The sequence below is a fragment of the Paenibacillus pinisoli genome (assembly GCF_003605435.1).
In the GTDB taxonomy this organism is placed as follows: Bacteria; Bacillota; Bacilli; order Paenibacillales; family Paenibacillaceae; genus Pristimantibacillus; species Pristimantibacillus pinisoli.
Genome location: NZ_QXQB01000002.1, coordinates 805057 through 830332, shown reverse-complemented (window position 1 = coordinate 830332; position 25276 = coordinate 805057). Strand labels below are relative to the sequence as shown.

Here is a 25276-nt window from a genome sequence, read left to right as displayed (position 1 = left end):
CTTCTTGCTGTTTTGAACCTATTTATGCTATATTAGCTCTAATTCAAGCTAAGGAGGGTTGTTCTAATGATGGGTGCTTTGACTAGAAGAATTCGTTTTGTTCCTTTGTCCCACTAAATTTCATAGTGAGCAAAGGCTCTGCCTGCGTGCGGAGTAAAACGGAATCAGTCTGCCCATTTTAGGACATCCCGATCGTATCGGAGAACAAGGGACAGCCAGTCTGTCTCTTTTTTTGTGTGTGCAAAAGTATATAGGTGTATGGGATACGTCTGTCAATTATCGTATGGTGCCATACGTTTGTTTGCATGTGCATGATTAAAGCTTATCTTCCGTTTCTCGCCGCAGGCATATGCCTGCGTTTTTTTGTTTGGCGAAAAAATGACGAAACGGGAGAAAAACCTATGAGAAAACAAAAAAAGAAGCAAGGAACCGCAAGGACATATAAAACTGCCCCTAATTTCACGGCACAGCATCTGCTGCATCATCCCGAGACGATTCGGCAACTCATCCGTTCGGCCCGATTAAGCTCGGCTGACACCGTACTTGATATCGGCGCAGGCAAAGGAAGCTTGACCTTCCCGCTCGCCGATCAAGCCGGGAAAGTCATTGCAGTAGAGACGGATGCGGAGTTTGTGCGCGTTCTCCGGGCCAAAGCGGAAGGCGATCCCCGCATACGCATTATTCATGGTGACTTCCGATTGATCCGGCTGCCGAAGGAAGCCTTTCATGTAGCAGCGAATATTCCATTTTCTATCACAACGCCTATTCTTGAGAAGCTGCTCGGTCCTGAGGGCAGAGCGTTTCAACGGGGCGTGTTGATTGTAGAAAAAGGAGCAGCACGAAGATTAACGCAGAGCGAAACAGGGGATCCTCGTTTGTTGTTGTGGAGAATGCATTTTGTGTTGAAGATGCAATCCGTTATTCCGCGCGCTCACTTTGCTCCGCCGCCGCGGGTGGATGCCGCAGTGCTGCGAATTGAGCGAAGGGAGCATCCGATGATTCCCGTCCAGCATAGCGCGAGGTTTGTGGGATTTGCCAAGCATATGCTGCGCGAGCCCCGGCTTGCAGCGGCCCACGCGTTAAGAGGGATTTTTACACCTGCGCAGATCAAAGCTTCTATGCAATTGGCCAATGTGAGCCGCGAGCAACCAGTCCGTTCACTAACGCTGGAACAGTGGGCTTCCCTCTTCTGCAGTATGCTGCAGCATGTCGCGCCTCACCGTTGGCCGAAAGGATAAAGGGGATGTATTTCGTTCAGTCACTAAACTGACTCTGGATAAGCACGATACCAGTACTACGAAAAGATGGAACTACCTGCATAGCTCCTATTGGGCGATTATGGATCATATACCATATCGATTGAGTGGGAGGTTTGCAGGATGAACAACGTGTATGTGACGAGCATGGGAAAGTTTCTGCCGGGAGAGCCTGTCGGGAATGAAGAAATGGAAGATTACCTGGGCCGAATCAACGGCAAGAGTTCCAAGTCCATGCGAAGAATCCTTGAGCAAAATAAAATCCGCTTTCGCCATTATGCTATCGACAAGGAGCAGCGCAGCTTGTATAGCAATGCCGAGATGGCGGCTCTCGCCATCCGCGATGCGCTGAATCGCAATTCGGGCGCAGATGAGAACGATATCGACTTTCTTGCGGTGGGCACGACGCAGGGAGATCTGCTTGTTCCCGGCTTTGCAAGCATGGTTCATGCCGAGACGGGGCTGCCCGTTATGGAAATCGCCACTCATCATGGGGTATGCGCCAGCGGCATGCAGGCGATGAAGAACGCCTATCTGCAAGTGCTGTCTGGCGAGAGCCGCACAGCCATATCCTGCGCAAGCGAATTTCCAAGCCGCGTCTTCAAGCACACGCGCTTCGAAGCGCAGCAGGGCTTTAGGGATCGTGCCGTACCATTCGATACCGACTTCCTCCGATTTATGCTGTCTGATGGGGCAGGAGCAGCCATCTTGCAGAACTGCCCTGCTCCTAGCGGCTTATCGCTTCGCATCGAATGGATTGACAACAAGTCGTATGCGAACAGCTATGACGTATGCATGTACGCCGGATATAACAAGGACAATAAGGAGCATGCCAGCTGGCATGACTATCTATCGGCGCATGACGCAGCCGATGATGGCGCTATTAACCTGAAGCAGGATATCCGGCTTGTGAACGAAATGCCAAAGGTCGGAGTCGACCGCTTCTTCGAGCTGGTAGAGGAAGGAGTCGTCGACCCGTCTTCTATCGATTGGATGGTGTGCCACTATTCCTCGCACTTCTTCCGCGACGAAATATTCCGCCTGCTGAAGCTCGGAGGATTGATGATTCCGGAGGAGAAGTGGTTCACTAATTTGTACACGCGGGGCAATACGGGAGCGGCATCGATCTACATTATGCTGGAGGAGCTGCTTGCCAGCGGCAAGCTGTCGCCCGGCGAGCGCGTATTGTGCATGGTGCCGGAGAGCGGCCGATTCCAGACATCGTATATGCTGATGACCGTTGTTGGCTCTAAGGATGCGGCGCCTGGGATTCCGTTCGAGGAGCGGGAGCCAGAAGCGCCAAAGCTGAAATACGATAACGCGAATGATATACAGGCCCAGCTTGTTCGCCAGCTTGTGCGCGTATGGATTGACTTCGAGCAGAAGCTGGCCCGTGTGCCCGTTATTCATAAGCTGTACCAAGGGAAATTCACGATGAACGATTATAAGTCGTTGATGGAGAATATCCGCCAGCAAGTCATTGACGGATCGCAATGGATCGCGCGCGCAGCCTCCTACATACCGATCGAGCATATCGATCTGCGTTCCGCGTTCATCGCCCATGCAAGTGATGAGCACCGCGATTTTGAAATTTTGGAGCGTAATTATGTATCCGTAGGAGGAGATCTGGAGGCTATACAGGCAGGGGAGAAAAATATCGGCAGCGAGGCGTTGTCCGCCTACCTATTCCAGCGTGCGAGCCGCGACAATCCTGTCGACCTTATCGGCGCGATGTGGATTATCGAGGGGCTAGGCTGCCGGATGGCCCGATACTGGGGGGAAATGATCCGGGATCAGCTGGGTCTGAGCGACGAGCAGGTATCATTCTTGCTCTATCATAGCGATTCCGATGAGTTGCACTTCGAACGGCTGGAGGCCGTTGTACAGCATCCGCTGCTTACGGCAGACATTGCCGCCCGCATCGTTAAGACGGCGAAGACAACGGCACGTCTGTATTTGCTGCAATTAGAGGAGTTGAACTGCGTATGAGCGAGTCGGACTATTTTCGCAATATGACGCATGACCGGGACGACCCGAATCCTTTTCTTGCGATCTATCTCGATCAGAGCATTCCGTTCAATGAAGAGGCCAAAGCTGCCTATTTGAAGGATTGCTCGAGCCGGTCTCGGCAGTTCCTGCTTCCGCTGCTGCGACCGCTAGCCCGTCTCATGATCATTTTGCTGCAAATCTACAAGATTATCATCCCTAAGGCGTTCACCTCATCCCGGATGCTGCACCAGGTGCTGCACTGGGGCATGAAAACATTCGTCAGCCCAAGCGCCAACTATATGATTCTGCGTCACTTCTACCTCGGATCGGAGGTGCTGCAGTTCATCCGCGACAATGTGCCGGGCGTGGATATAACTATGAATCCGCTTAAGCCCACGAATCTGGAACCGGTGAAGGACGATCTGTTCCTTATCCATGACTTGAACTTATACAACTTCGTTATTAACTTGAACATGGAACTGCGGGAGAAGGGAATCGAGGTAACGAAGCAGGAGCAGCTTCATTTCGCAGCTATTACGTCAACGCCTCTGCCTATCGAGCCTATGCCGAAGCGGTGGACCAACTTCATGGATCTCACGACAGCCATCGAGTGCTTCACGCCGGTGTACCAGCTGTTCTTGTCCGACAACGACTTCTGGCGTGCGACTAACTCCTTGCAATTAGATGAAACGATCGGCATTCTCGCTTCGAAAATCATTGGCAGCAACGACCGGCTCGCGCTCATTAACAACAAGCATCCGATGGTGCCGATGACGACGCTGAGCGCAGGCTTCCGGCTCGTGCTGCATGGACTTGCCACGGAGCAATTGCACGCGCTGCTCGTCGAGCTGAAGCGCAAGCAGGAGCTTGCTGCATGACGCATGCAACGGTTCGAGCGTGTCATTGACTTGTTGTAACAGATATAGCTCCCATCTGAATGTAAGGCCTAATTTGCAAGAATCATGTTAAAATAGACCCAAGAAATAAACGATAAGGATCGTGAAGGAAATGGTCAAAGCGGTTGATTATCCCTCCTAGAAAGACAAAAAATATTTTTAGGAGGGTAAACCATGAAATTTAATCCGATTGATATGGAGAGCTGGTCCAGAAAGCCTTATTACGAACACTATATGAACCAGGTAAGATGCACCTACAGCATGACAGCGAATATTGAAATCGCTGAATTGCGGGCAGAACTTAAAGCCAGGGGGACGAAGCTATATCCAGCCTTGATCTACATGATCACTACGGTAGTGAATCGCCACCGGGAGTTCCGAACTTGCTTCGACTCGGAGGGAAGGCTTGGTTTCTGGGACAAGATGTCTCCCAGCTTCACCATATTCCATGAAGAGGAAAAGACGTTCTCAAGCCTATGGGCCCCGTATTGCGAAGAGTTCGTCCCGTTCCATGACTGTTATTTAAGACAGACAAAGGCCTACAAGAATGCGAAGCAGTTATTCCCTGATGCTAGCGAGCCTCTGAACACATTCCCTATTTCCAGCATTCCATGGGTTAACTTCACGGGATTTAACCTGAATGTATATAACGAGGGAACGTATTTGCTGCCTATTTTTACAATGGGAAAATTCGAGGAGCTGGATGATAAGGTGCTGCTGCCTTTGTCTGTACAACTCCATCATGCGGTATGTGATGGATACCATGCCGGCATGTTGTTTAACGAGCTTCAAGCAATGGCGGCCGGTTGCAAAAGCTGGCTGGGTGAACATTAATTTTGCGCATGGGCGGCAATTCTATAAGCTGCAGCTATGTTGGAGTCGTGCTAGCGCACGGCTCTTTTTGGCTTTATTTGAGCTGCCTTTTTTTCGAATTTGAAGCTTGAACTTTGGTTCCAGCCATAAAACTCTTATAATGGAAGCAGATAATAACGACATGGGGCAGGTGGAATGCATGCAGGCGAAGATTATGGTCATCGAAGACGAAAAAGCGATTGCGGATGCGATCACCTATGCGCTTAAGCGCGAAGGCTATGAGGTGGAGGTTATCGATCGCGGGGATATAGCCGCGAAGCGTCTTGGGGAGACTCGCCCCGATGCCATCATCCTCGATGTGATGCTGCCCGGTATGGACGGCTACGATGTACTGAAAAAGCTGCAGGACAAGGATAGAGTCGGCGTCATTATGCTGACAGCCAAGGAGGATATCGTGAATAAGGTACTCGGGCTGGAGCTTGGGGCTGACGACTATATGACGAAGCCCTTCGATATGCGGGAGCTGCTCGCTCGCCTTAAGTCTCTGCTTAGGCGGCTGCAGACAGCAGGGGAGAAGAAGGAGTCGAATGAGATTCAGCTAGGCGGAGTGAAGGTGCATGTCGCCAAAAGAACGGTTATTGCGGGGACGCAGAGGCTGGAGCTGACGCCTAAGGAATTCGATCTGATGGCTCTGCTAGCAGCTAATCCCGGCAGAGTGTACGAGAGAGAGCAATTGCTGGATCTCGTGTGGGGGATGGACTATTACGGAGGCACGCGCACGGTAGACATTCATGTGCAGCGGCTGCGCAAGAAGCTGGGTCCGCAATATGGAGACATCATTCAAACTGTCCATGGCATCGGCTACAGGGCGTCAGGAGTACATGGTGAGAGTTAGCATAAAGCTGAAATTCAGCCTGTTCCTCGCCGGCCTTCTGCTGCTCACGGTATTTGTGCTCAGCCTGCTGGTCCTGCAGGGAATCGAGCGGAATCAGCGCGCGCAAGTGGAGGGGCTCCTTGCTCAGCAAGCCGACACGGCCAACGTTTATTTGTTCCAGTCCATTATGGAGCAATCCAATAAAGTCCCTCAATCATTCCTGGAGACGAATGGAGAGGCGTTCGGCGAGCAGCTGAAGCTGATTAGCGGGCAGCCTGTCGTCCTCTATGATGGGAACGGCGCCGTCATAGGGAGGAAGCCCGCGGCTTCCCTATCCGAGAGCATCAAGCAGACATTGGCGTATGCGCTGGAGAACAAGACCGCGTATTTGGTGGAAGGCGAGTCCATGTACTATTTGACGCCTCTTCGCGTGGTGGGCGAGCAGGTTGGCGTCATCCAATTCTATTACTCTCTCCGTGACCATCAAGCCTTCTACGATGAGATCAAGCGATTGTTTATCTATATCGGAACAGGCGTATTCGTACTCAGCTTCCTTTTGGGCTATTTGTTTTTTAACTCCTTCGCTCGCAGCATTGTCAAGCTGAACGATACGGTAGGCCGTATCCGGGAGGGACAGTTCGCAGTGCCGGGCATGAAGCGAAGGGACGAGATTGGGGAGCTCGGCGCAGGCATAGCCGCCATGAGCGAACGGCTCATGGTTACGATGCGAGATAAGGACGAGGAGCGGGAGAAGCTGGCGCTTGCTGTTCGCAAACTATCGGAGCTGGACCGGCAGCAGAAGGAGTTCATCGGCAATGTCACTCATGAGTTCAAGACGCCGCTGACTTCCATTAAAGCCTATCTTGATCTGCTCGACATGTATCCCGATGACAAGGAGCTGCTGGCCACGGCCAAAACCCATATCGCCGGAGAGACGCAGAGGCTTTATGAGATGGTCGAGAAGGTGCTGCAGTTATCAGCAATGGAGAAATATGATTTTGAGTATAACAAAGAAAGACTTGAAGTACGGGGGATAATGGAGTCGGCGCTGAACAGCCTGAAGGGAAAAATGAACAAGTTCGGCCTCACGCTGGAGACGGATTTGCACGAAGCCTATTTGGAAGCTGATAAGGATTATATGAACATTGTGCTAGCGAACCTGCTGGATAACGCCATCAAATACAACAAGGCAGACGGCCGTATCCGCGTAAGCAATTACGTCAGGGGCAACGAAGTCGTTATCGAAATATCCGATACAGGGATTGGCATTCCGGAGGAAGTCGCGGGTAAAATATTTGAAGCATTCTATACGGTGGATAAAAACAGATCCAGGGAGCATGGCGGCGCTGGACTGGGGCTGTCGCTGGCGAAGCGGTATGCAGAGACGCAGGGAGGCAGCATCTCCATCGTGAAGTCCGATGATAGCGGCACGACGTTCCGAATGAAGTTCCCGTTACAAACTTGATGAATTTGTTTACAACTTGGAAACAACTCTTTGTTTATTCGCAACATACGGTTGGTATTGTAAGCATCAAGGAGGCGATCATATTGAACAGAACAAAAGCAGCCATCATAGCATGCGTACCCGCATTGTTGCTTACGATTACCGCTTGCAGCGGAGATAACGAAGGAAATCGCGAGGTTATTCGGGAACCGGGAAAAACCATTACCGTCATTGATAACGACAGCAAGACGCCGGCGGCAGATTCTGCCATTACGATGGGCGGCATCAAACGATACGAGAAGATGGAAATCTTCGGCTGGCTAGACGGTGATACGGTCATCGTGTCCCAAGAGAATGAGTCTTTGGGGAAGATGAAGCTGGAGGAATTGGCAAGCTCCTATCCGCGCAGCTTGTACCGAATGAATCTTAAGACGGGGGAACGGGTTCCGCTGAAAGAACAGGAGAACGTGTTCTTGGGAGGAGCCAGCTTGTCCCCGGACAGCAAACATCTCATCTACCAGGAATATACGCTTGGCGATCCTGTGTACTATGTCATGAACCTGGATACGCTGCAATCGTTCGCTCTGACCGGCGAGCCCATTGGAGGGGCCATGAGCGCCAGATGGACGGATGATAGCAGCATCATCGGCGCTTCTTATGGAGGCGGAGCTTACACGGCAACGACGACAGGCGAGATTGCGAAGCTTGAGGGTTTAAGCGAGGGAGCACTGATTATCGTAGCCAAGCTTGGAAGCAGCGTCTACTATAACTCCAATGCGGATGAAGCGCTGAAGGTGCTTAATCTGGATACCAAGGAGACCAAGGATATGGGGCTTGGCTCTGTGGGCGGCGTTATTCCTTCGCCAGACGGCAAGCAGCTGCTAGTGAAACAATACGAAGGCTCCAAGGTGAAGCTAACGCTGTGCGATCTGGATGGAGGTAACGCGAAGACGATCGCGGAAGGCTCGGAGCTTGGCGGAGTTTCCTGGTCAGCAGATCAGCGGCTGATCGCGTACAGCATGCAAGCGGAGATAAGCGGCGCGGCGGTCAAAGGCTTGTACGTCCACGATCTATTGTCCGGCCAAGCCGTTCGAATCGCAGCCGATGTCGACAACGCCGTGGGCTCCTCGTGGAGCCCATCGGGCGATAAGCTATCCTATGTGGTATGGAACGGCAGCAGCTACGAGAGCAGCGTCGTCGAGATTCATACTTCCTTGCAGCCCTAAAATCACTCTCTCGCTAAAATACAGAGCGCAGCTAGTTGAAGCTGCTGCTCTGTATTTTTTTCGCTCTTAATTAGATTCGAATCGCCAGCTTATTGACCGTTCGATTCGTCCTGATGCGATTCCCTGCGTCTATCTCTGTAATATACAGCGGCGGTGTAGAGGTAATAGCTCATTCCGGTCTGTTGGCTTTCCATCATATTGCGGTGAAGGTCGTCTTCTACGAAGAAAGAGGCTTGATCCACAAAAGATTCTGCAGTTGTCTCAAACCCCAGCTCATTCAAGTAGACAATATGCCGGGTAAGCAGACCCTGCAACCTCTCGTCTGCCGGGCTCCAGCCGTCGCGCAGCGCTTGCGCCAATCCCGACATGAATGCTTCGGCTTCCTGTGCGGTTTCGTTTAATTCCTGAGGGTCGATAGCTTGACCATCGAGCATATCGTACTCGTAATTTTCTTTCAAGTAGCGGTTCTGCTCTGACAAAGCAGCCTCCCATTCTTCTTTGTTCAAGCCTTGGAACATTTGCGATTGATCCATATGCTCTCCTCTCTGGGCGAAGCGGATAGAGTCTTCGAGCGTGGTGAGCAGTCGGTCCATTCGCTGCTTGCGCAATCGAAGTGCTTCCTTCTGCTTCACCAGACAGTGAAGCCTGCTCGGCTCATCCGCCATCGCCTGTTTGATTTCATGGAGGGGGAAATCAAGCTCTCTGTAGAACAAAATTTGCTGGAGCTGCTCCAGCTCCTCTGTGCTGTACAAACGGTAGCCGGCTTGCGTAACTTCACAGGGCTCAAGCAGCTTTATTTTGTGATAGTGATGCAATGTCTTAATGGTGATACCCGTCAAATCCGCCAATTGCTTGACTGTGTATCGCATGATTTCCTCACCTCGTGTTTGATTGTAAGGGCTCCTCTTAGAGGAGAGTCAAGGGCATGCTAACTACATTTATTATAAGAATGAAAACGGCTGAGATCCATTGAGGCTGCCGCGAGCAAGGATGACGTGAAGAGGTTTGGCGATTATGATAACGTGCCGGTTGATTGGGTGAGCGGGTATAAAAACAACGCCACAAGGCTTATAAGCCTTGTGGCGTTGTTTTTGACTGGTGTTATCCAGTTGACCATATTGATTGCAGCTTAGTCTTCCTTCACCTTCATATTTCGCGCCCAGTAGAGCACTGGCGTAGCCAGGAAGGAGATAAGGAGCTTGAGCACATACGTTGTCAGGAAAATTTGAATCCAAATATCGAACGTATGGACCTTGTAGAATGCGATCGTACAGAACACAAGGGAATCGATCAGTTGGCTGACAAGCGAACTGCCGTTGATTCGAATCCAGAACTGATTGCGCACCGGGAATTTCTTCTTCAGATAGCTGAACACTCGAACGTCTAGAAACTGGCTGACGAAGTAAGCGCACAAGCTTCCTGCCGCAACCTGCGGAAGGAAACCAAAGATCGCTGTCAGCGGCTCATGGGCAAAGTCCTCCGCTTGCGGGGTGAAGGCGAGCGTCATCTGCATCAAGATATTCGATGCGATAAGCGTGAAGAAGCCGAACCAGACGGCCTGTTTTGCAGCTGGCTGGCCATACTTCTCATTGAGCAGATCCGTTGTCATATAGATGGTCGTGTAGATCGTATTGCCCAGCGTCATGACGATAGCGAAGGTGCCGATGGACATCTCGATCGTTTTGGTTACCTGGATGTTGGCGATTACCGTGGCAAAGCCGACCCAGGCGTACAGACCTTTCTTGCCGAACATGCGATAACAGAGCAAAAAAAGGCCGAAGTGGACGAGCATGAACAGCACGCCCCACAACAAATTGAACATAACTTAAAAAGCCCCCTTAGTTTTGGTAACGCGGGATGGTCTCGAACCGCGACTGCCGATGCAGATAGCCATTATCATATCAGCTTTTCCTATTGGTGAAAAGTTAAATCTGAGGCAAAGTGTTCGCCCTTGACGATGATATGCTTTATGCGGTGTCTTGGTCCTTCAGAACAGATGGTATAATGGGAATATCTACTATAGAGCATAACGGCGTTGAAGGAAGGAACCGCAGATTATGATCATTGCTATCGATGTTTATTATGAGGAACATAGAGCGAAAGCGGTAGGCGTAATTTTTCAACATTGGGATGATGCCGAACCGCATGAAGTTATCGTAGCTTATATAGATAATCCCCTCGATTACGAACCCGGCGCATTCTATAAACGTGAGCTTCCTTGCATACAGGAGCTGTTGAAGCTTGCAGATATCGACCGGATTCATGCGATTGTTGTAGACGGTTATGTGTATTTGGACAATGAGAAGAAGCCTGGGCTTGGACATTATGTCTACACCGCTTATTCCGGGAAGATTCCTGTGATCGGCGTGGCGAAAACGGCATTTCATGACAACGAGGCCCATGTTCAAAAAATATATCGTGGCAACAGCTCCAAGCCTTTGTTCATCACCGCTGTCGGTATGGAGCTAGGGAGGGCTGCCGCACATATCCAGAGCATGTGCGGAGCATACCGATTCCCGCATTTGCTGAAGCTGCTGGATAGGCACACGAAAGAAACCGGCCTATAGCCAACTGGGGGGGATTACGATGCCGTTTTCGTTTTGGAAGAAAAAAACTGGAGCTGCTGATCGCATTAAAATCAAACTGGAGGAGGCCAAACGCAAAGATAAAGCTTTATCGGTGTTTGGAGCTTCCTCGCACAAATATAATGTTTCTCAACAACTGGATGCAAATGTACTCTCGGAATGGGAGGCCAAGCATGGGGTTGCTCTGCCAGAGCCATATAAGCGGTTTCTAACGGAAGTCGGTAACGGAGGCGCTGGCCCGTATTACGGCATATACTCGATTGAGAAAGCAGCTTCGTATACGGAGAGTCATGCACTAGCTGCATCATGCGTTCTGTATCCTGGCATGGCGAAAGAAGAATGGAATCAATTGATTGAGCCGCTTACAAGTGATGAGGATATTAGCGATGAAGAGTATGACGCTGCCCGCGACAGAGTGCTGGGCGGTATGCTGTGCATTGGCACGCAAGGCTGCGAATACGATATGTATCTCGTGCTGAATGGGGAGTACAGAGGGAGAGTCGTATATACGTCGGATTTTCATCCTGACTACCCCTTCTTCTTTGTCTATGAGGACAGCTTCCTCGACTGGTATGAGCGTTGGCTGGATGAAATTATTTTGGATTATGAGATTTCATGGTTTGGCAGCACAATGCCGGGTGATGAACATGCGTTGATACAGGTGTACCAAAGCGCCTCGAACGAGGATACCCGATTCAAAGCGTTAAAAGGCATGTTCAAATTAAAGAAGATCTCGAAGCCGACGATAGACTTTTTGAGAAATGTTGCGGAGGAGGGACAGCATTGCCGGGTTATAGCGATCCAGCTAATCTGTAAAACCTCTTTCGGGGCTGGAAGGGGTCTTTTGCTCGAATTGCTGCATTCTGAAAGCGATGAGGATTTTCTAAAAGCGGTGCAATTCTTGAATTGGTACGGTAAATCGTATGATCTCACGGAATTTAAAACGATTATTTCGCAGCGGCTCGACAAGGTGCGCGACCCGGAAGCGCTGCGTTACGCGGGCTATGTGATGGGGGATTAGTTGCTGTAAGCCGACTTTCTCGGTATGGGGCCGGTCTCCCGCGGTATTCAGCAGCTGTAAGTCGACTTTCTCGGCGTAGGGCCAGTTTCCCGCGGTATTCAGCAGCTGTAAGCCGATTTTCTCGGCATGGGGCCAGTCTCCCGCGGTATTCAGCAGCTGTAAGCCGACTTTCTCGGCATGGGGTCAGACTCACGCGGTATTCAGCAGCTGTAAGCCGACTTTCTTGGCGTAGGGCCAGTTTCCCGCGGTATTCAGCAGCTGTAAGCCGATTTTCTCGGCATGGGGCCAGTCTCCCGCGGTATTCAGCAGCTGTAAGCCGACTTTCTTGGCGTAGGGCCGGTCTCCCGCGGTATTCAGCAGCTGTAAGCCGACTTTCTCGGCATAGGGTCAGTCTCCCGCGGTATTCAGCAGCTGTAAGCCGATTTTCTCGGCATGGGGTCAGACTCACGCGGGTAACAGCAGCTGTAAGCAGATTTTCTCGGCTTGCAGCACTTCGCACAAACTGAGGAATAGTTACCGTACCAAGCTTTTTGCGATAGGTGCCTGGTTACTATTAACCTCATGTGTATAGTTCAACATGAGCATAGATGCTTTTCTACGTTTTGAATCCACCGCTGCGTGGACCGAGTGCCCTGGGCGGTGTTTTTTTGTGCTACGAAACTAACATAGGACGCCAACCGTGCAGCTCACACCAAGAAAAATGTGAAGCCTTAACATAATATGTGCGTCTTATTATATAGTGCTATTTACAATAGTGTGCGACGTACAGTATAATGAAATCAGAAGTTAATCATATGGCAGAAGTGGATGAGATTAGAAGTTGGCCGTATGGCAAGTGGATGAAATCAGGAGTTGATCAGAATGGGAGAAGTGGAAGAGGTATTAAGCGGTCAGCTTCAGGAGCTTCGCCGCGGCACGCTTATTATTAGCGTGTTGAGCCAGCTGTCTGAACCGCAATACGGTTACTCTCTGGTTGCGATGCTGGAGTCCAAGGGAATTACGATTGATCCTGGAACCCTGTATCCGTTGCTGCGCAGGCTTGAGAAGCAGGGACTTCTTAAGAGCGAGTGGGATACGCAGGAGACAAGGCCGCGCAAGTATTATTTGCTCAGTCCGATGGGAATCGAAGTCTACGACCAGCTTTGCAAGGAATGGAGAACAATGGTGGCCAGCATGGAGCAGCTGATCGGCACAGACTGAGCAGGCTTCATCAAATAAGGGGATACGAGAAGGGGGAAGGCGTGTGGAGTTGATAGCAAGGTACGTGCATGCAGTAATAAGCAAGCTGCCGGCTGAGCAGCGCGAAGAAATTGAGAAGGAGCTTCACGGACTGATTGAGGATATGCTGGAGGAGAGGACAGGACATGACAGCGGATCGGCAGATACCGCTGTCATCGAGGCCGTGCTGCTCGAGCTAGGTCCGCCGTCAGAGCTGGCAGCCAAGTATAGCGGCCGCCGTCGTTATTTGATTGGCCCGGAGCTATTCGATAGCTACGTGCGCGTGTTGAAGATTGTTGGCATGGCTATCATCTTAGCGATGAGCGTTGTGCTAATCATTGACATGCTTCAACCTGGCAGCAATCCGGCCACGGCATTCAACGGTATCGTCGGCAGGTGGATCGGTACCATTATTGAGGCGGTCGTGCAGGGCTTTGTCTGGGTTACGATTATCTTTGCTGTGCTGGAATACAAGGGCGTCAAGGACGCTGCAGCGCTGGCTTCAGGGAAAAAGGGAAATTGGCAGCCATCCGACCTGCCGCCAATTCCCAATTCGGAGCTGCAGATCAAGAGATCGGATCCCATCGTCAGCATTATCCTTACCGTGCTGTTTAGCGCCATTTTAATAAGCTCGCCTGAATGGATCGCTGTACACATTTCGCATTCGGATAAATATTTTAATGTTCCATTATTTAATGTTGAAATATTGAAGGCCTATGCGCCGCTGATATGGGGCAGTGCAGCTCTGATCATTCTTAAGGAAATCCTCAGGCTTGTCACGGGGAAATGGTCAAAAGGTTTATTGGTCTTTAACATCGTGATCAGTGTGCTAGTCTTTATTGCGGCTTTGGTCATATTCGCTGACGGTACGGTCCTGAATGGGCAATTTGGCCTTCAAATCCAGGAGATTGCCCGGGAATTAGCGGACGGCAAGGATTTTGGCTTCATCCTTTCGATTTGGAATCTTGTATCCGGCAATATTATTTATTTCATCGCTGTATTTTTTATATTCGACCTGGCATGGCTGCTTTACAGAGGTTATAAGCTTAGAAGGTATTTGTAATGGTTCGAGCCACTTAGAGTTAAAGTACATCGTCGTGAGGAAAATGACTCCTCGTGGCGATGTATTTTTTAGGAGGAAGGAATCGGGGGCTGCTTCAACTAATCTTATATAGATATGTTTGAAGAAATGGGGCCAGTAGATGACAACGTCCGTTAACACGCTTGTTGTGGATTCTGCCTGCATACAGTCACAATTGCGACAAATTGCATCCTCAGAGATTCATCAGCTCATCTCGTGGAGCTGCAGTCCGCTTGGAGACATCAAGGAAGAAAGCTCAGTCTATCGGGTAGCTTGTACCGTTCAATTCCAGGACGGCAGCAAGCGGGACTATTCACTCATTCTGAAGATAGCTAGGCCTGACTCCATGCGGAATAAGGCCGAGCATTACTACTACTGGAAGCGTGAAGCGTTGGTGTATCAGTCGGGAATACTGAGCCAGCTGCCTGACGGCATCAGGGCGCCACAGTGCTATGGTGTCCAGGAGCAGCCCAATGGGGATGTCAGAGTCTGGCTTGAAGATCTGCCTATTGATACGCTCCATAAGGACTGGGCCTTGGCGCATATGTGCGAAATCTTTTATGGATTAGGAATGTTCAATGGTGCGTATTTGACAGGCGCTCCTCTCCCGGCGGATGGGTTCCTATGCCGGGCATGGATGCGCTCTTGGGTAGAAGTATGTACAGCTTATGCGAAGCCCATTGAGGAGCAGAAGGCTATTTGGGACTCGTATCGGAACGGCAGCGACGATTTGTGGCAGCGGTACATCAGCAATAGACATCTGGCAAGCAGCCTGATCGAGACGCTGGAGCGACTGCCCCGCGTATTTGCTCATCAAGATGTGCATTGGGACAATATCTTTTTGGAAAAAGGGAAAGGTGCGGACTCCTTAGTTGCGGTCGATTGGCAGTTTGCCAGCATCTCAGGCGTAGGCGAAGAGCTGGGCAGGATGTTTGGCTATGCGCTATTAAAGAAGAAGATTCCCGTTGTACAAGCGGCGGAATATAGGGAAGAGCTTTTTTCGAGCTATGTGCAAGGGCTTAGAGCTGCAGGTTGGGAAGGGGATGCCAAGCTGGCTCGTTTCGGCTTTATGACGGCTGCGTCACTCAGGTATATCATGGTGATGGATAAGCTGCTGCGCGGCATGGAAGATGACAGCAACACCGACGAGGAATTCGGCACGAGCCATCTGGAAGCCGTCACTAAGGAGCTTCTTCATATGGCAGAGGAAGCGTGGCATTTGCGAAGTGAAATCATCAGTTGATTTTACATTCTTTCAACTTCATATTCTCGTTCTAAGGAAACACTAAAGCATTTATTGCTGTAGTGTTTTTTATTATGCGCGGAGGTGTATAGGTGAGCATGTACAAAAGGGTTCTGATTAATGCAAGTCCGAATCAGTCAGATAGATGTCCGAATCACGCATGTTCGTCCCGAAGAGGATATGCTATACTTACGTCATTGCGAATGATTATCATTATAAATTAAAAGGAGCAAGAAGCATCATGAGAGTTCGATCTTTTCGTATAGCTATTCTAATGATGGCCGTAGCCTTAGTGCTGGCGGCTTGCGGTACCGCGGCCAATAAACCAAGCCATAACAATCAGCCGGGCAATAGCAATCAGCAAGGAGCTGAAGCAACGCCAGGCGGCGACAACGCCCAAACTCGCATGTGGACGGATGGAAGCGGGCGCCAAGTCGAGATTCCAGTTCATCCTCAGCGTATTATTACGACGCAATATTTGCCGGAGATGCTGGCTCTGGGCGTGAAGCCAATCGCTGCTCCCAGACACTTGCTGACGAACTTTGCCTCTGTGCGCGATAGGATCGGCGGGATTGAAGACTTGGGCGCGGTTAACGAGCTGAACGTGGAGAAGGCATTAGAGCTGAATCCGGATTTGATCCTGACGATGGAAGATAATGAGGAGCTTATTGACAGGCTGAGCAAGATTGCGCCGACTGTTGTTGTAACATGGAACAATAAGGATGCGTTCGACCATCTGAAGGATACTGCCGATGTATTGGGGTTGTCGGGCAAGGCGGATCAGTGGATTGCAGACTACAAGCAAAAAGTGGCAGAAACAAAAGAGAAGCTGGCAGCGACGGTGTCGCCAGACGAAACGTTCGGCACGGTCGTAATCGGTGGCTACAAAGAAGGGCAGCTCCGCGTGTATGCGGATCAGAACGTGGGTTATACCCTCTTCAGCGCGCTGGAATTCCCGATGCTGGATATCGTGAAATCTGCATGGGAGAAGGAGAAGTATCCGCTGGGCATGGATATCTCCATGGAATTGCTGCCTCAATATGCAGCTGCAGATCGCCTGTTTGTTGTACAATTTGATAATGATCCAGACTTCTTGAATCAGGTGCTGGACAGCAGCCTGTGGAAGAACCTGCCCGCAGTGAAAAACAACAAGGTATACGTATTGGAAAATGCGCTTTGGTTCCCGCTTGATGTGCTGTCTCTTGAACAACAACTGGATGATGTCGTGAAATTATTGATTCAGTAGCATAGCAATACAGGTAAAAGGAGCTTCAAGGTATGGTGCATCGTGTATACGTATGGACGGATATTGCCCTTATTAGAGAAGGGGAGCACCGCTGTTCAGACTCTCCGGCGCTGCTCTTGCCCGTCGCAGGGAAAGCCAGCTGGCGGTTGAACGGCCAAGCTCCCGACATGATGGATGCAGACATGTATATTCTGCCCACTCATACGATAGCTAGCTTCGAGAACGCTTCAGGGGAATCCTGGAGCGCTTTTCTCGTTTCGTTCAAAAGTGTAGCGGTGATCGAAAGCGGCAATCAACGCGAGAACGATCGCGTAGCCGCAGATGTGGTGCAGGAGCTATATACGCCGTCTATCAGCAGGATGATCGGTTTTGCCGAGCAATTATTTGAAGGACGCCATGTGACTCACGAGCCAGAGGCGTATAGTTTGCATACCCTTTTTCAGAAAATGATGCAGGTGGTGCTTGAGGCGCTTAACAGCAGTAATCAGAGTCTTGAGTATGGAGCGATTGAGGCGGTGAAGAGAAGCATCGCTTACATGGACCAAACGATGGCCGAGCCGATCGATTTCGCCAAGCAGGCAGAACAATGCCGGTTATCTCTGAGACATTATTCAAGGCTGTTCACCAAGCTGACAGGTCTTAGTCCGACGAATTATAGGATTCGCAGCCGGGTTGCAGAGGCCAAGAAGCTGCTGACCTTAACTTCGGAATCCGTACAGCAGGTTGCGGCCAAAAGCGGCTTTAGCGACCCGTTTCATTTTAGCCGCACCTTTAAGCGGCATGTAGGCGTCTCCCCGCGGCTGTATGTTCATCTTCATCGGGAGCATAGCCGTATTGCGGTTTATCAATATCTGGGCGAGCTTCTGGCGCTGGGCGTGAAGCCGGTTGGCGCGCCCAAGCTGCTGCTGTCCGGCAAATACGTGCGTCCTTTGGTGGATGGAATTGCCGAGACGGGAAGCACGGTTGTGATGCCGGATATGGAACGGCTGAAGGGAGTTGCGCCGGATGCGATCTTTACCTTTGACGGATTCCACTATGATCAGTACAGCCGCATCGCGCCAACCTTGAATATCGAGTGGTCGCAGCCGGCCTTTAGCCGGTTCAAGCAAGTGGCTTCGCTGACAGGAAGAGAGCGGCAGGCTGACGAATGGATGGAGCGCTATGCCGATCAGGTGCAGGAAGTGCGGCGTCAGCTGAGGAAGTCGCTGGGCACGGAGCCGACAGTCTCCTTCTGGTACATTAGGGAATTCCCGAATCAATTCGATGTCTATTATGACCGGGAGATGATGTACGATGATCTGGGACTGAATCCCCCGCCAACGATCGATCAGGCCAGAAGGGAACGACTGCAGCTGCCTTTCAAGGAAAGCAAGAATATTGCGGAAATGCCGCTGTATGCGGGGGACTATATGTTTGTCGTGGTAGACAGCCAAGCCAGGGAGCTGTTCGAGCAGTATCGCAAGGGAGCGATATGGCGCAATCTGCAAGCCGTAAAGTCTGGGCGCGTGCATGTGCTCACGAGAGACTGGCTCTATGTCGATCCGATCTCAAGGCTGGGGCAGATGAAGGAGCTTCCGCAGTTGATAAGGGCGTGAACGTGCAAAGAGTAAGCTATATCATAAAAGACCTGGACAAGCAGATGCTTGTCCAGTCTTTGTAAGAAAGTATGAGTTGCAGTAAGCTGTTTCTACACGCCCACCGGAATCTTTTCGTAAGCGATCTTTCCAATGACTTCATGATGGTCGGGATATTGAGCCAGCAATTCTGCTTGAGTGAACAGCTCGAAATCCTGAAAGTCAAAGCCTGGCGCGACCATGCATCCTACTAGCGAGAAGGTATCCGGTTCCAGCACGGAGGAGCCGAAGATCGAATTTTTGGGAACGAGATATTGCATCGTCTCTCCATTCTCCAGGTTGCTTCCCAGCTTAATTTCCTCGTACGTGCCATTCTCGTGAATGACGTGAATCGTAAGCGGGCTTCCTGCATGATAGTACCATAGCTCGTCCGATTTCAGACGGTGGAAGTGGGAGATATCCTGGGAGCGAAGCAGGAAGTAAATACTGGTGTACAGCCAGCGATGGCCATTAAATTCAACGGACAGCTCCTGGTCGGTAATCTTTTCCTCCCCTTGGTAGGTCCGTTTATAATAACCGCCTTCGGGATGAGCGGTTAATTCCAGTTTGTTAATCCAATACTCGGGACTAGTTGCCTGCATGCGATCAAATCCTTTTTTAAATTTTGAGTTTATTTATAATAACATTGTTTCGTTTTTTTGGCGATACAGGTTTCGTTATGGTTAACTTCCAAAAATGTTCTAGATAATGAATAGAAAAAAACCTTTTCGCATAATTCAGGCCCAATTATACTACAAGTAGTATAATTAATTTTTAGCGCCTTACTATGAGAGGCGCTTGTCGATGCTTCTGCCAGTTCATCTACGACCGAGGAGAATTTGCATGGTGCATAAGCTAAAGGTTTTTTTGACACGCATTCAAACAAAGCTCTTGCTGTCCTTCCTAATCTTAATTATGATCCCGATCTTAATTGCGGTCATGTTGTATTATGAATCCTCTAATCGCCTCTTAATGGCTGAAGTTCATCAATCTAGCGCCGAGATGCTGGCTAAGTTAGCCGATCGGGTGAACACGACTGCTGAACGGATGTATCAAGCCTCGCATTTGATGATCAATGATCCTGAAATGATTGAGTTCCTGCAATTGCCGGATAAAAGCTGGCTGGTCGAGTACGACACCTTTCAAAAATATAAAACCTTTTCCAAAAAAATGATCAACATAAGAGATTTTTTATTGGAGACAGAAGCCTATGTCGCTGTATTCGATTTCAGAGGCCATTTGACCTCCACTTGGACGATCCAGCAATCTAATCAAATCTATGAGCAGATGCAGCTGGAACCATGGTTCGAAGCTACGAAAGCTATGCAAGGCGTACCGCTCTGGAATATCTTCGGCGAGCAGGATATGGGCATTGTACAAGGCTCACAGGCTGAAACCTATTTAACTATGACAAGACTGGTAGCCGGCAGTACGGGCAAGGGCTATGGCATTGTTTTGATAGCGGTTCCAATTTCTTCGATGCTGCCTGAGATGATAGCGGAGCTTCCTTCAGAGAAAGCGGCCGGCAGCAAGCTGTTTCTAGTGAGGGATCAAGATCTGCTGCTGGGGGATGAAATGGCATATGGGGCGTTGGATCAACGTTTTTTGATCAATGAACAGCACATCAATCAGTTAGGCTGGAGCTTGATTGAAGCCACGCCGAGCAATCTGTTTTCCGAAAAGCTGCAATCCTTGCGCAATCAATCCATGTTTTGGCTTGTTCTGCTCTTAATGTGCTGTTGCTTGGTATTTATCATGATCATGCTGCGAATTATGAAGCGGTTAAAGATGCTGCATAGCTCGATGAGCAAGGTGGGCTCTGGCAATTTTACTCCGATTCCAATCGGAGCAGGCGATGATGAGCTCGTGCTGCTTAGCCGCAAATTCAATGATATGGTGTCGAACTTGAGCGTGCTGGTCAGAAATGTCGCCGAAGAACAGAAGAAAAAAGAAGAGGCCAAGTTTCAAGCGTTGCAGGCTCAAGTGAAGCCGCATTTTTTGTTCAACACCTTAACTTCGATTAAATGGTCCGCCAAGTTATCGGGCGCCGAGCATGTTAGCGAGATGATTACCTCGTTAGGCAAGCTGTTAAGCTATTCGATGAAAAACGATAAGGAGCAAGCTTTGCTGTCTGAAGAGATTGATTTTCTCAGAAGCTATGTGTCCTTGCAAAATATTAGATTCAATAACAGCGTGCGCCTGAAGGCGGATCTTCCATCGGAGCTGCTGGCGGTGCCGATCTTGAAATTTACTTTGCAGCCCATTGTAGAGAACAGCATTATTCATGGGCGAAGCGATCCGTTATTGATTTCGATCCATGGCAGCATTAAAGATGGGATGGTTACGATCTCGATTCGAGACAACGGCGGGGGCAGTATAGGCAGTGACGACGATACAGATGAAAATAGGGCGGAACATCATGCTTCGATTACAGTGTCCAAGTTTAGCGGGATTGGACTGAACAATATTCACGAGCGCATCAAATTGCATTTTGGAGAAGCCTATGGTCTAACCGTTCGTAACATCATGAATGAAGGATTTGAAGTGACGCTTCAATTGCCTTTGCGGGAAGGGGAACGATAATGTGATCAAGGTGCTCATAGTAGAAGACGAGTTTCTGGTTAGAGTAGGCTTGAAAACATTAATAGCCTGGGAAGAGGAAGGTTTTGAACTCATTGCGGAGGCAGCTAACGGGCTAGAAGCGCTTGGCCTATTGGAGAATGAGGAATGCGACTTGCTGCTGACCGACATCCAGATGCCGCAAATGGATGGATTGACGTTATTGCGCAGGGTGAAGGAATTGTATCCTCATATCAAAAGCATGATTTTATCCAACCACGATGACTTTGAGATGGTGCGAACAGCGCTTCAGCTTGGGGCAATGGATTATATCCTGAAGCTGACTATGGAGCCTCAAGAGCTTATCCATAAGCTCCGCGCGGTGCAGGCGCAAATTGAACAAGAACGCTCCGACCTAAGCCAAGTGAAGCGATTGAACTTCAAGATTGAAATGTTTCAAAAGGAAATTCGCGAAAAAAGATTTTATGACATCATTACGAAAGCTTGCAGCAAGCGGGAGATTGCGGAGGTTCTGCAGGAATTTCAATTCCCCGAGAGTGAGAATTATCGCAGTGTGATGCTTCAAATCGACAACTATCAGGGGGTGCTGGAAACCAATACGTTTAAGAGCGAGAAGCTTCTGATTCAATCCGTAGCCAATATTATGATGGAGTTGGTGAGAGGCAGAGGAGGCGGGGAGCTGATCGTGCTGGAATCAGGGAGATTCTCGCTGTTGCTCGGGAGCTTTTCCGAGAAGCTGCTGGAGGAAATCAGAGACAGCATGAAAAGATACCTGAAGCTTGCTATAAGCTGCGGCGTATCGGCGCCGTTCTCCGATATTTATCAGGTACATGCGGCATTCACTGAAGCCGAATATGCGCTGAGCTTTAACTTTTATGGCAGTGCCGACAAAATTATTTATGTGGATTCGCTAGCTGCTGCAACGGGGGAAAATCCCGAACGAATAAGCTGGAGCGACGAACCATTGTCGAGATTGCTGGAGCAGCGAGATCAGGATGCCGTGCAGAGATTTATTAGCGGAATCGGCGCGCGAATGTCGCGGTATCCAATGGTGGAGCCTAGCGAGGTCAAGGAGCAGTGGATCAAAATTATTCATTTGTTCTCACAGTCGCTCAGCGAAGTTGGCGGGGACATTTATTCCATCGAGCCGCATCAAGGCAAATTTCCGTTCCAGGCTGTTCGGAATGCAGAGACGATGGATGAAATCTTGGCTTGGCTGCAAGGCTGGGTTGACGTTTATTTTCAATATTTGAATCATTGCGTGAATCATCAATGGCGTCCTGAGATTCAGCTCGTTGCACAGACGATCAAGGAACAGTACGCGACCAATATTAAGTTGATGGATTTGGCAAGAGCGGTTGGCTATTCGGAGTCCTATTTAAGCGTACTGTATAAGAAGGAAACCGGCGAGACGATTATGGACTCCATTACCAGATATCGGCTGAAAAAGGCGAAGGAGCTGCTAAAGGACAAAACGTTGAAAATCTATGAAATTTCCGAAGCTGTAGGCTATACGGATTCCAATTATTTCGGGAAGTTTTTCAGGAAAATAGAAGGGATTTATCCCCAAGAATATAGAAAAATCTATTTTAATATATGAGTGAAAAGAGACGGATTTACAGAGGATTATTCCCTTCAATGAAGGTAAGGGGCTTGGTATTCTTGACATGTCGTGATGGACGACAACCAATACAGCCATTTGGAGGGGACTCGCTTTGAGAAAAAGCATGTTGTTAATGATGCTTGTTGGCGTGCTCGCGCTAAGTACGATATTGAGCGCATGCTCGAGCAGCAGCAACGGAAAAACAAATACAGGCGGCAACGGATCGGAAACGAAGGAACAGACAACGGAAAATGCAACGGATAAGGTCGTGAAGCTGAAAATGTGGGGCGGCGTTCCGGAGGAAAGCGGTCCAGGCGAAGTTGTGGCCAACTGGAATGCGAATAATCCGGGAATCCAGGTCGAGTATGTGCGCTATGTGAATGACGATAGCGGGAATACGAAGCTGGACACGGCTTTGATCAGCAATACCGATGCGCCGGACATCTTTATCAGCTATGGCGAAACGTATTTCAACCGCAGAATGCATGCCGGCATGACAGCTTCCATGGATGAGCTGATCCAGAAGACAGGTTTTGATGTGGAAGCGGTCATTGGCGAGGACAACGTCATTAAGCATGATGGTCAAATCTTCTACTTGCCGGCTATGAAGCAAATTTCGATGGTGCTGATTAATCAGTCAGCATTGACAGCGGCGGGAGAGCAATTGCCGTCAGATTGGACGTGGGATGAGTATGTTGCGCTTGCGGGCAAGCTGACTACAGGGAATGTATTCGGAAGCTTTATTGAAGCGCCGGGAGAAATTTTGCCGAAAATATTGTTGACGCTAAGCCAGCCGCAAGACTCTTATTATGATGCAGAGGGCCTGTCAAGCTTTGGCAGCGCCGCTGTCCAGAAGGGAATGCAGCTTCAAAAGCAGCTTTATGACGAGAAGTCCATGATAAGCTGGCCGGAGTCGATATCCAATAATCTTAAGCCGTACAGTGAATTATTTACTGGCCAAGCCAACATGATTCTGGGCGGCACGCATCTGATGCGTTATGTGAAAAACAAGGAAGAGTTCCCGCGTGACTTTAAAGTCGCTTTTGCGCCAAACCCTCAAATGGAGAAGGGCGGAAAAGTAAATATTGCCGGCTTCAACGATCTGATGTCCATCAACAGCAAGAGTGCGAATAAGGAAGAAGCCATGGCGTTTATCTCATGGTATTTGACAGAGGGCAATACGGCGATGATTCCAGGCGGACGTATTCCGACCAACAAGCAAGCGGATATGGATAAGCTGGTGGAGCTGTTCGTAGGCGAAGCAGAAGACCTGATTGATGTAGAGTCATTGAAGCAAGTGCTGAGCATCGATTATGTGTTCCCTAAGCAAGTGAAATCGGTAGCTTACGCTGAGCTGACGAAAATCTTGTCGGAAGAATCGGAGAAGTACATGATGAACGCACAGCCGCTGGATCAAACTATGGAACGAGTGAAAGCTCGAGCGGATCAAGCGATTCAAGCTGAAAGCAAATAATTTCATCCCTGAATAGCAAGAAGGCATCTGCTTTGACAATTGTCATAAGCAGGTGCTTTTTTTATGTCCAGCTTTTATGAGCCAGCTAAAAAAAAGACGGAAAACCCCTAAAATACTACGTTTCATTACATGACCTAAGTCATTAGTATAAAGCCTATATTCAACACGAGGAGTGGATCGGCATGCTTAATAAAGCAACAGCGAGGTTGTTCAGAGAGGATATGAAGGAAAATATCGCGGGATATTTATTTATATTGCCTAATCTATTAGGGGTGTTTTTTTTCATCGTATTGCCTTTGCTGTTCAGTCTGTATCTCGTATTTATGGATTGGGATTACTTGAAGGGATTTGGCGGGCTTACATTCGCAGGGCTCGACAATATTATCCGGATGGCGAAGGATGAATATTTGGGCAGAGCATTGATCAATAATGCGGTATTTACGGCAGTCACCGTTCCATTAGCCATGGTGATGGGGCTGATGCTGGCAGTCGTCATTAACCGGTTTGTGTATTTGAAAAACATGCTGAGGACGATCTTTTTCCTGCCGTATGTGAGCAGCTTAGTGGCGGTGTCCATTGTGTGGAGCGTACTCTACAATTCCAGAAGCGGTCCGATTAACTCCTTTCTGCGAGATATCGGCATCGAGAATCCTCCAGGATGGCTAGCCAGCCCGCAATGGGCGTTGATCGCAATCATTATCCTCGTCGCATGGACGTACATCGGCTATACACTCGTTCTGTATATGGCCGGATTACAAGGGATTCCCAAGGATTTGTATGAGGCAGCCTCTATTGACGGGGCGAATCGCACCACTCAATTTTTCAAAATTACGGTGCCTATGCTGAAGCCAACAAGCTTCCTCATCGCCATAACGCTCATCATATCTACCTTCCAGGTATTTGCAGTCATTAATGTAATGACGCAAGGCGGACCGCTCAATTCGACGATGGTAATGGCTTATCATATTTATCTGCAGGCGTTTCAATATTACAAAATGGGCTATGCCGCAACTTTATCATGGCTATTGTTCTGCATGATCTTCATCGTAACCCTTGTGCAATGGAGAAGCCAGAAGAAATGGCAGCAGCACTTTTAATGAAGGAGTGAACTAAC

22 protein-coding genes are annotated in these 25276 nt (G+C 49.4%); 19 read left to right on the top strand and 3 right to left on the bottom strand.

Annotated elements, in window-relative coordinates; genetic code table 11:
• Positions 1-401: 401 nt before the first annotated feature.
• The 7 genes from erm to D3P09_RS11065 all read left to right on the top strand — a co-directional run bounded on the left by erm (position 402) and on the right by D3P09_RS11065 (position 8498).
• Entirely contained in the window at positions 402-1238 is an 837-nt protein-coding gene (erm, locus tag D3P09_RS11095; RefSeq protein WP_165867398.1) for a 23S ribosomal RNA methyltransferase Erm, read from the top strand.
• A 141-nt stretch (positions 1239-1379) separates the two neighbouring features.
• Positions 1380-3245: a StlD/DarB family beta-ketosynthase gene (locus D3P09_RS11090; protein WP_120109774.1), complete on the top strand. Its 1866-nt coding sequence runs from the start codon at positions 1380-1382 to the stop codon at positions 3243-3245.
• The gene (locus D3P09_RS11085; protein WP_120109772.1) at positions 3242-4123 is read left to right on the top strand and encodes a DUF6999 family protein; all 882 of its coding nucleotides are present in this window, start codon (positions 3242-3244) and stop codon (positions 4121-4123) included. Before D3P09_RS11090 ends, D3P09_RS11085 begins: the two co-directional genes overlap by 4 nt.
• A 192-nt stretch (positions 4124-4315) precedes the next feature.
• Positions 4316-4975, top strand: a complete 660-nt coding sequence (catA, locus tag D3P09_RS11080) for a type A chloramphenicol O-acetyltransferase (protein ID WP_120109771.1) — start codon at positions 4316-4318, stop codon at positions 4973-4975.
• A gap of 160 nt (positions 4976-5135) precedes the next feature.
• Positions 5136-5849, top strand: coding sequence for a response regulator transcription factor (locus D3P09_RS11075; protein ID WP_243644075.1), 714 nt, complete (start codon positions 5136-5138; stop codon positions 5847-5849).
• A complete protein-coding gene (locus D3P09_RS11070) occupies positions 5836-7293 on the top strand; it encodes a sensor histidine kinase (RefSeq protein ID WP_165867397.1) in 1458 nt (485 codons plus the stop codon). The genes D3P09_RS11075 and D3P09_RS11070 overlap by 14 nt, the downstream gene beginning before the upstream one ends.
• Positions 7294-7376: 83 nt before the next feature.
• Complete coding sequence (locus D3P09_RS11065) at positions 7377-8498, top strand: TolB family protein (protein WP_120109767.1); 1122 nt, start codon at positions 7377-7379, stop codon at positions 8496-8498.
• 89 nt (positions 8499-8587) lie between these two features.
• On the opposite strand, the gene D3P09_RS11060 is transcribed toward D3P09_RS11065, so the two are convergent.
• On the bottom strand, positions 8588-9367 hold the full coding sequence (locus tag D3P09_RS11060; RefSeq protein ID WP_120109766.1) for a MerR family transcriptional regulator: 780 nt from the start codon (positions 9365-9367) through the stop codon (positions 8588-8590).
• A 126-nt stretch (positions 9368-9493) separates the two neighbouring features.
• Between D3P09_RS11060 and D3P09_RS27645 the strand changes: the two genes are divergently transcribed.
• Positions 9494-9631 (top strand): hypothetical protein, encoded by a 138-nt coding sequence (locus D3P09_RS27645; protein ID WP_165867396.1) that lies wholly within the window; start codon positions 9494-9496, stop codon positions 9629-9631.
• Here the strand turns inward: D3P09_RS27645 and D3P09_RS11055 are convergent.
• Positions 9628-10320, bottom strand: a complete 693-nt coding sequence (locus D3P09_RS11055) for a queuosine precursor transporter (protein ID WP_120109764.1) — start codon at positions 10318-10320, stop codon at positions 9628-9630. The two genes, D3P09_RS27645 and D3P09_RS11055, sit on opposite strands and share 4 nt — an antisense overlap.
• A 235-nt stretch (positions 10321-10555) precedes the next feature.
• Here D3P09_RS11055 and D3P09_RS11050 point away from each other — a divergent pair, with 235 nt between their 5' ends.
• The 7 genes from D3P09_RS11050 to D3P09_RS11020 all read left to right on the top strand — a co-directional run bounded on the left by D3P09_RS11050 (position 10556) and on the right by D3P09_RS11020 (position 18487).
• The gene (locus D3P09_RS11050; RefSeq protein ID WP_120109762.1) at positions 10556-11065 is read left to right on the top strand and encodes an endonuclease V; all 510 of its coding nucleotides are present in this window, start codon (positions 10556-10558) and stop codon (positions 11063-11065) included.
• A gap of 19 nt (positions 11066-11084) precedes the next feature.
• Entirely contained in the window at positions 11085-12104 is a 1020-nt protein-coding gene (locus D3P09_RS11045; RefSeq protein WP_120109761.1) for an SMI1/KNR4 family protein, read from the top strand.
• Between the two features lie 861 nt (positions 12105-12965).
• Positions 12966-13304 (top strand): PadR family transcriptional regulator, encoded by a 339-nt coding sequence (locus D3P09_RS11040; protein ID WP_120109759.1) that lies wholly within the window; start codon positions 12966-12968, stop codon positions 13302-13304.
• 43 nt (positions 13305-13347) lie between these two features.
• A complete protein-coding gene (locus D3P09_RS11035; protein WP_120109758.1) occupies positions 13348-14385 on the top strand; it encodes an HAAS signaling domain-containing protein in 1038 nt (345 codons plus the stop codon).
• A 139-nt stretch (positions 14386-14524) separates the two neighbouring features.
• Positions 14525-15646 carry an aminoglycoside phosphotransferase family protein gene (locus D3P09_RS11030; protein ID WP_120109756.1) on the top strand — a complete coding sequence of 374 codons (1122 nt, stop codon included), beginning with the start codon at positions 14525-14527 and terminating at the stop codon, positions 15644-15646.
• A 241-nt stretch (positions 15647-15887) separates the two neighbouring features.
• Positions 15888-16892, top strand: coding sequence for an ABC transporter substrate-binding protein (locus tag D3P09_RS11025; RefSeq protein WP_165867395.1), 1005 nt, complete (start codon positions 15888-15890; stop codon positions 16890-16892).
• A gap of 32 nt (positions 16893-16924) precedes the next feature.
• The gene (locus D3P09_RS11020) at positions 16925-18487 is read left to right on the top strand and encodes an AraC family transcriptional regulator (RefSeq protein WP_120109753.1); all 1563 of its coding nucleotides are present in this window, start codon (positions 16925-16927) and stop codon (positions 18485-18487) included.
• Positions 18488-18579: 92 nt separating this feature from the next.
• Here D3P09_RS11020 and D3P09_RS11015 read toward each other — a convergent pair whose 3' ends face one another.
• Complete coding sequence (locus D3P09_RS11015) at positions 18580-19107, bottom strand: cupin domain-containing protein (protein WP_120109752.1); 528 nt, start codon at positions 19105-19107, stop codon at positions 18580-18582.
• Positions 19108-19348: 241 nt separating this feature from the next.
• Here D3P09_RS11015 and D3P09_RS11010 point away from each other — a divergent pair, with 241 nt between their 5' ends.
• The 4 genes from D3P09_RS11010 to D3P09_RS10995 all read left to right on the top strand — a co-directional run bounded on the left by D3P09_RS11010 (position 19349) and on the right by D3P09_RS10995 (position 25259).
• Positions 19349-21088: a sensor histidine kinase gene (locus tag D3P09_RS11010; protein ID WP_165867394.1), complete on the top strand. Its 1740-nt coding sequence runs from the start codon at positions 19349-19351 to the stop codon at positions 21086-21088.
• Between the two features lies 1 nt (position 21089).
• Positions 21090-22685 (top strand): response regulator, encoded by a 1596-nt coding sequence (locus tag D3P09_RS11005; RefSeq protein WP_120109749.1) that lies wholly within the window; start codon positions 21090-21092, stop codon positions 22683-22685.
• 115 nt (positions 22686-22800) lie between these two features.
• Entirely contained in the window at positions 22801-24162 is a 1362-nt protein-coding gene (locus D3P09_RS11000; RefSeq protein WP_120109747.1) for an ABC transporter substrate-binding protein, read from the top strand.
• Between the two features lie 182 nt (positions 24163-24344).
• A complete protein-coding gene (locus D3P09_RS10995; protein WP_243644073.1) occupies positions 24345-25259 on the top strand; it encodes a carbohydrate ABC transporter permease in 915 nt (304 codons plus the stop codon).
• The last annotated feature ends 17 nt before the right edge of the window (positions 25260-25276 follow it).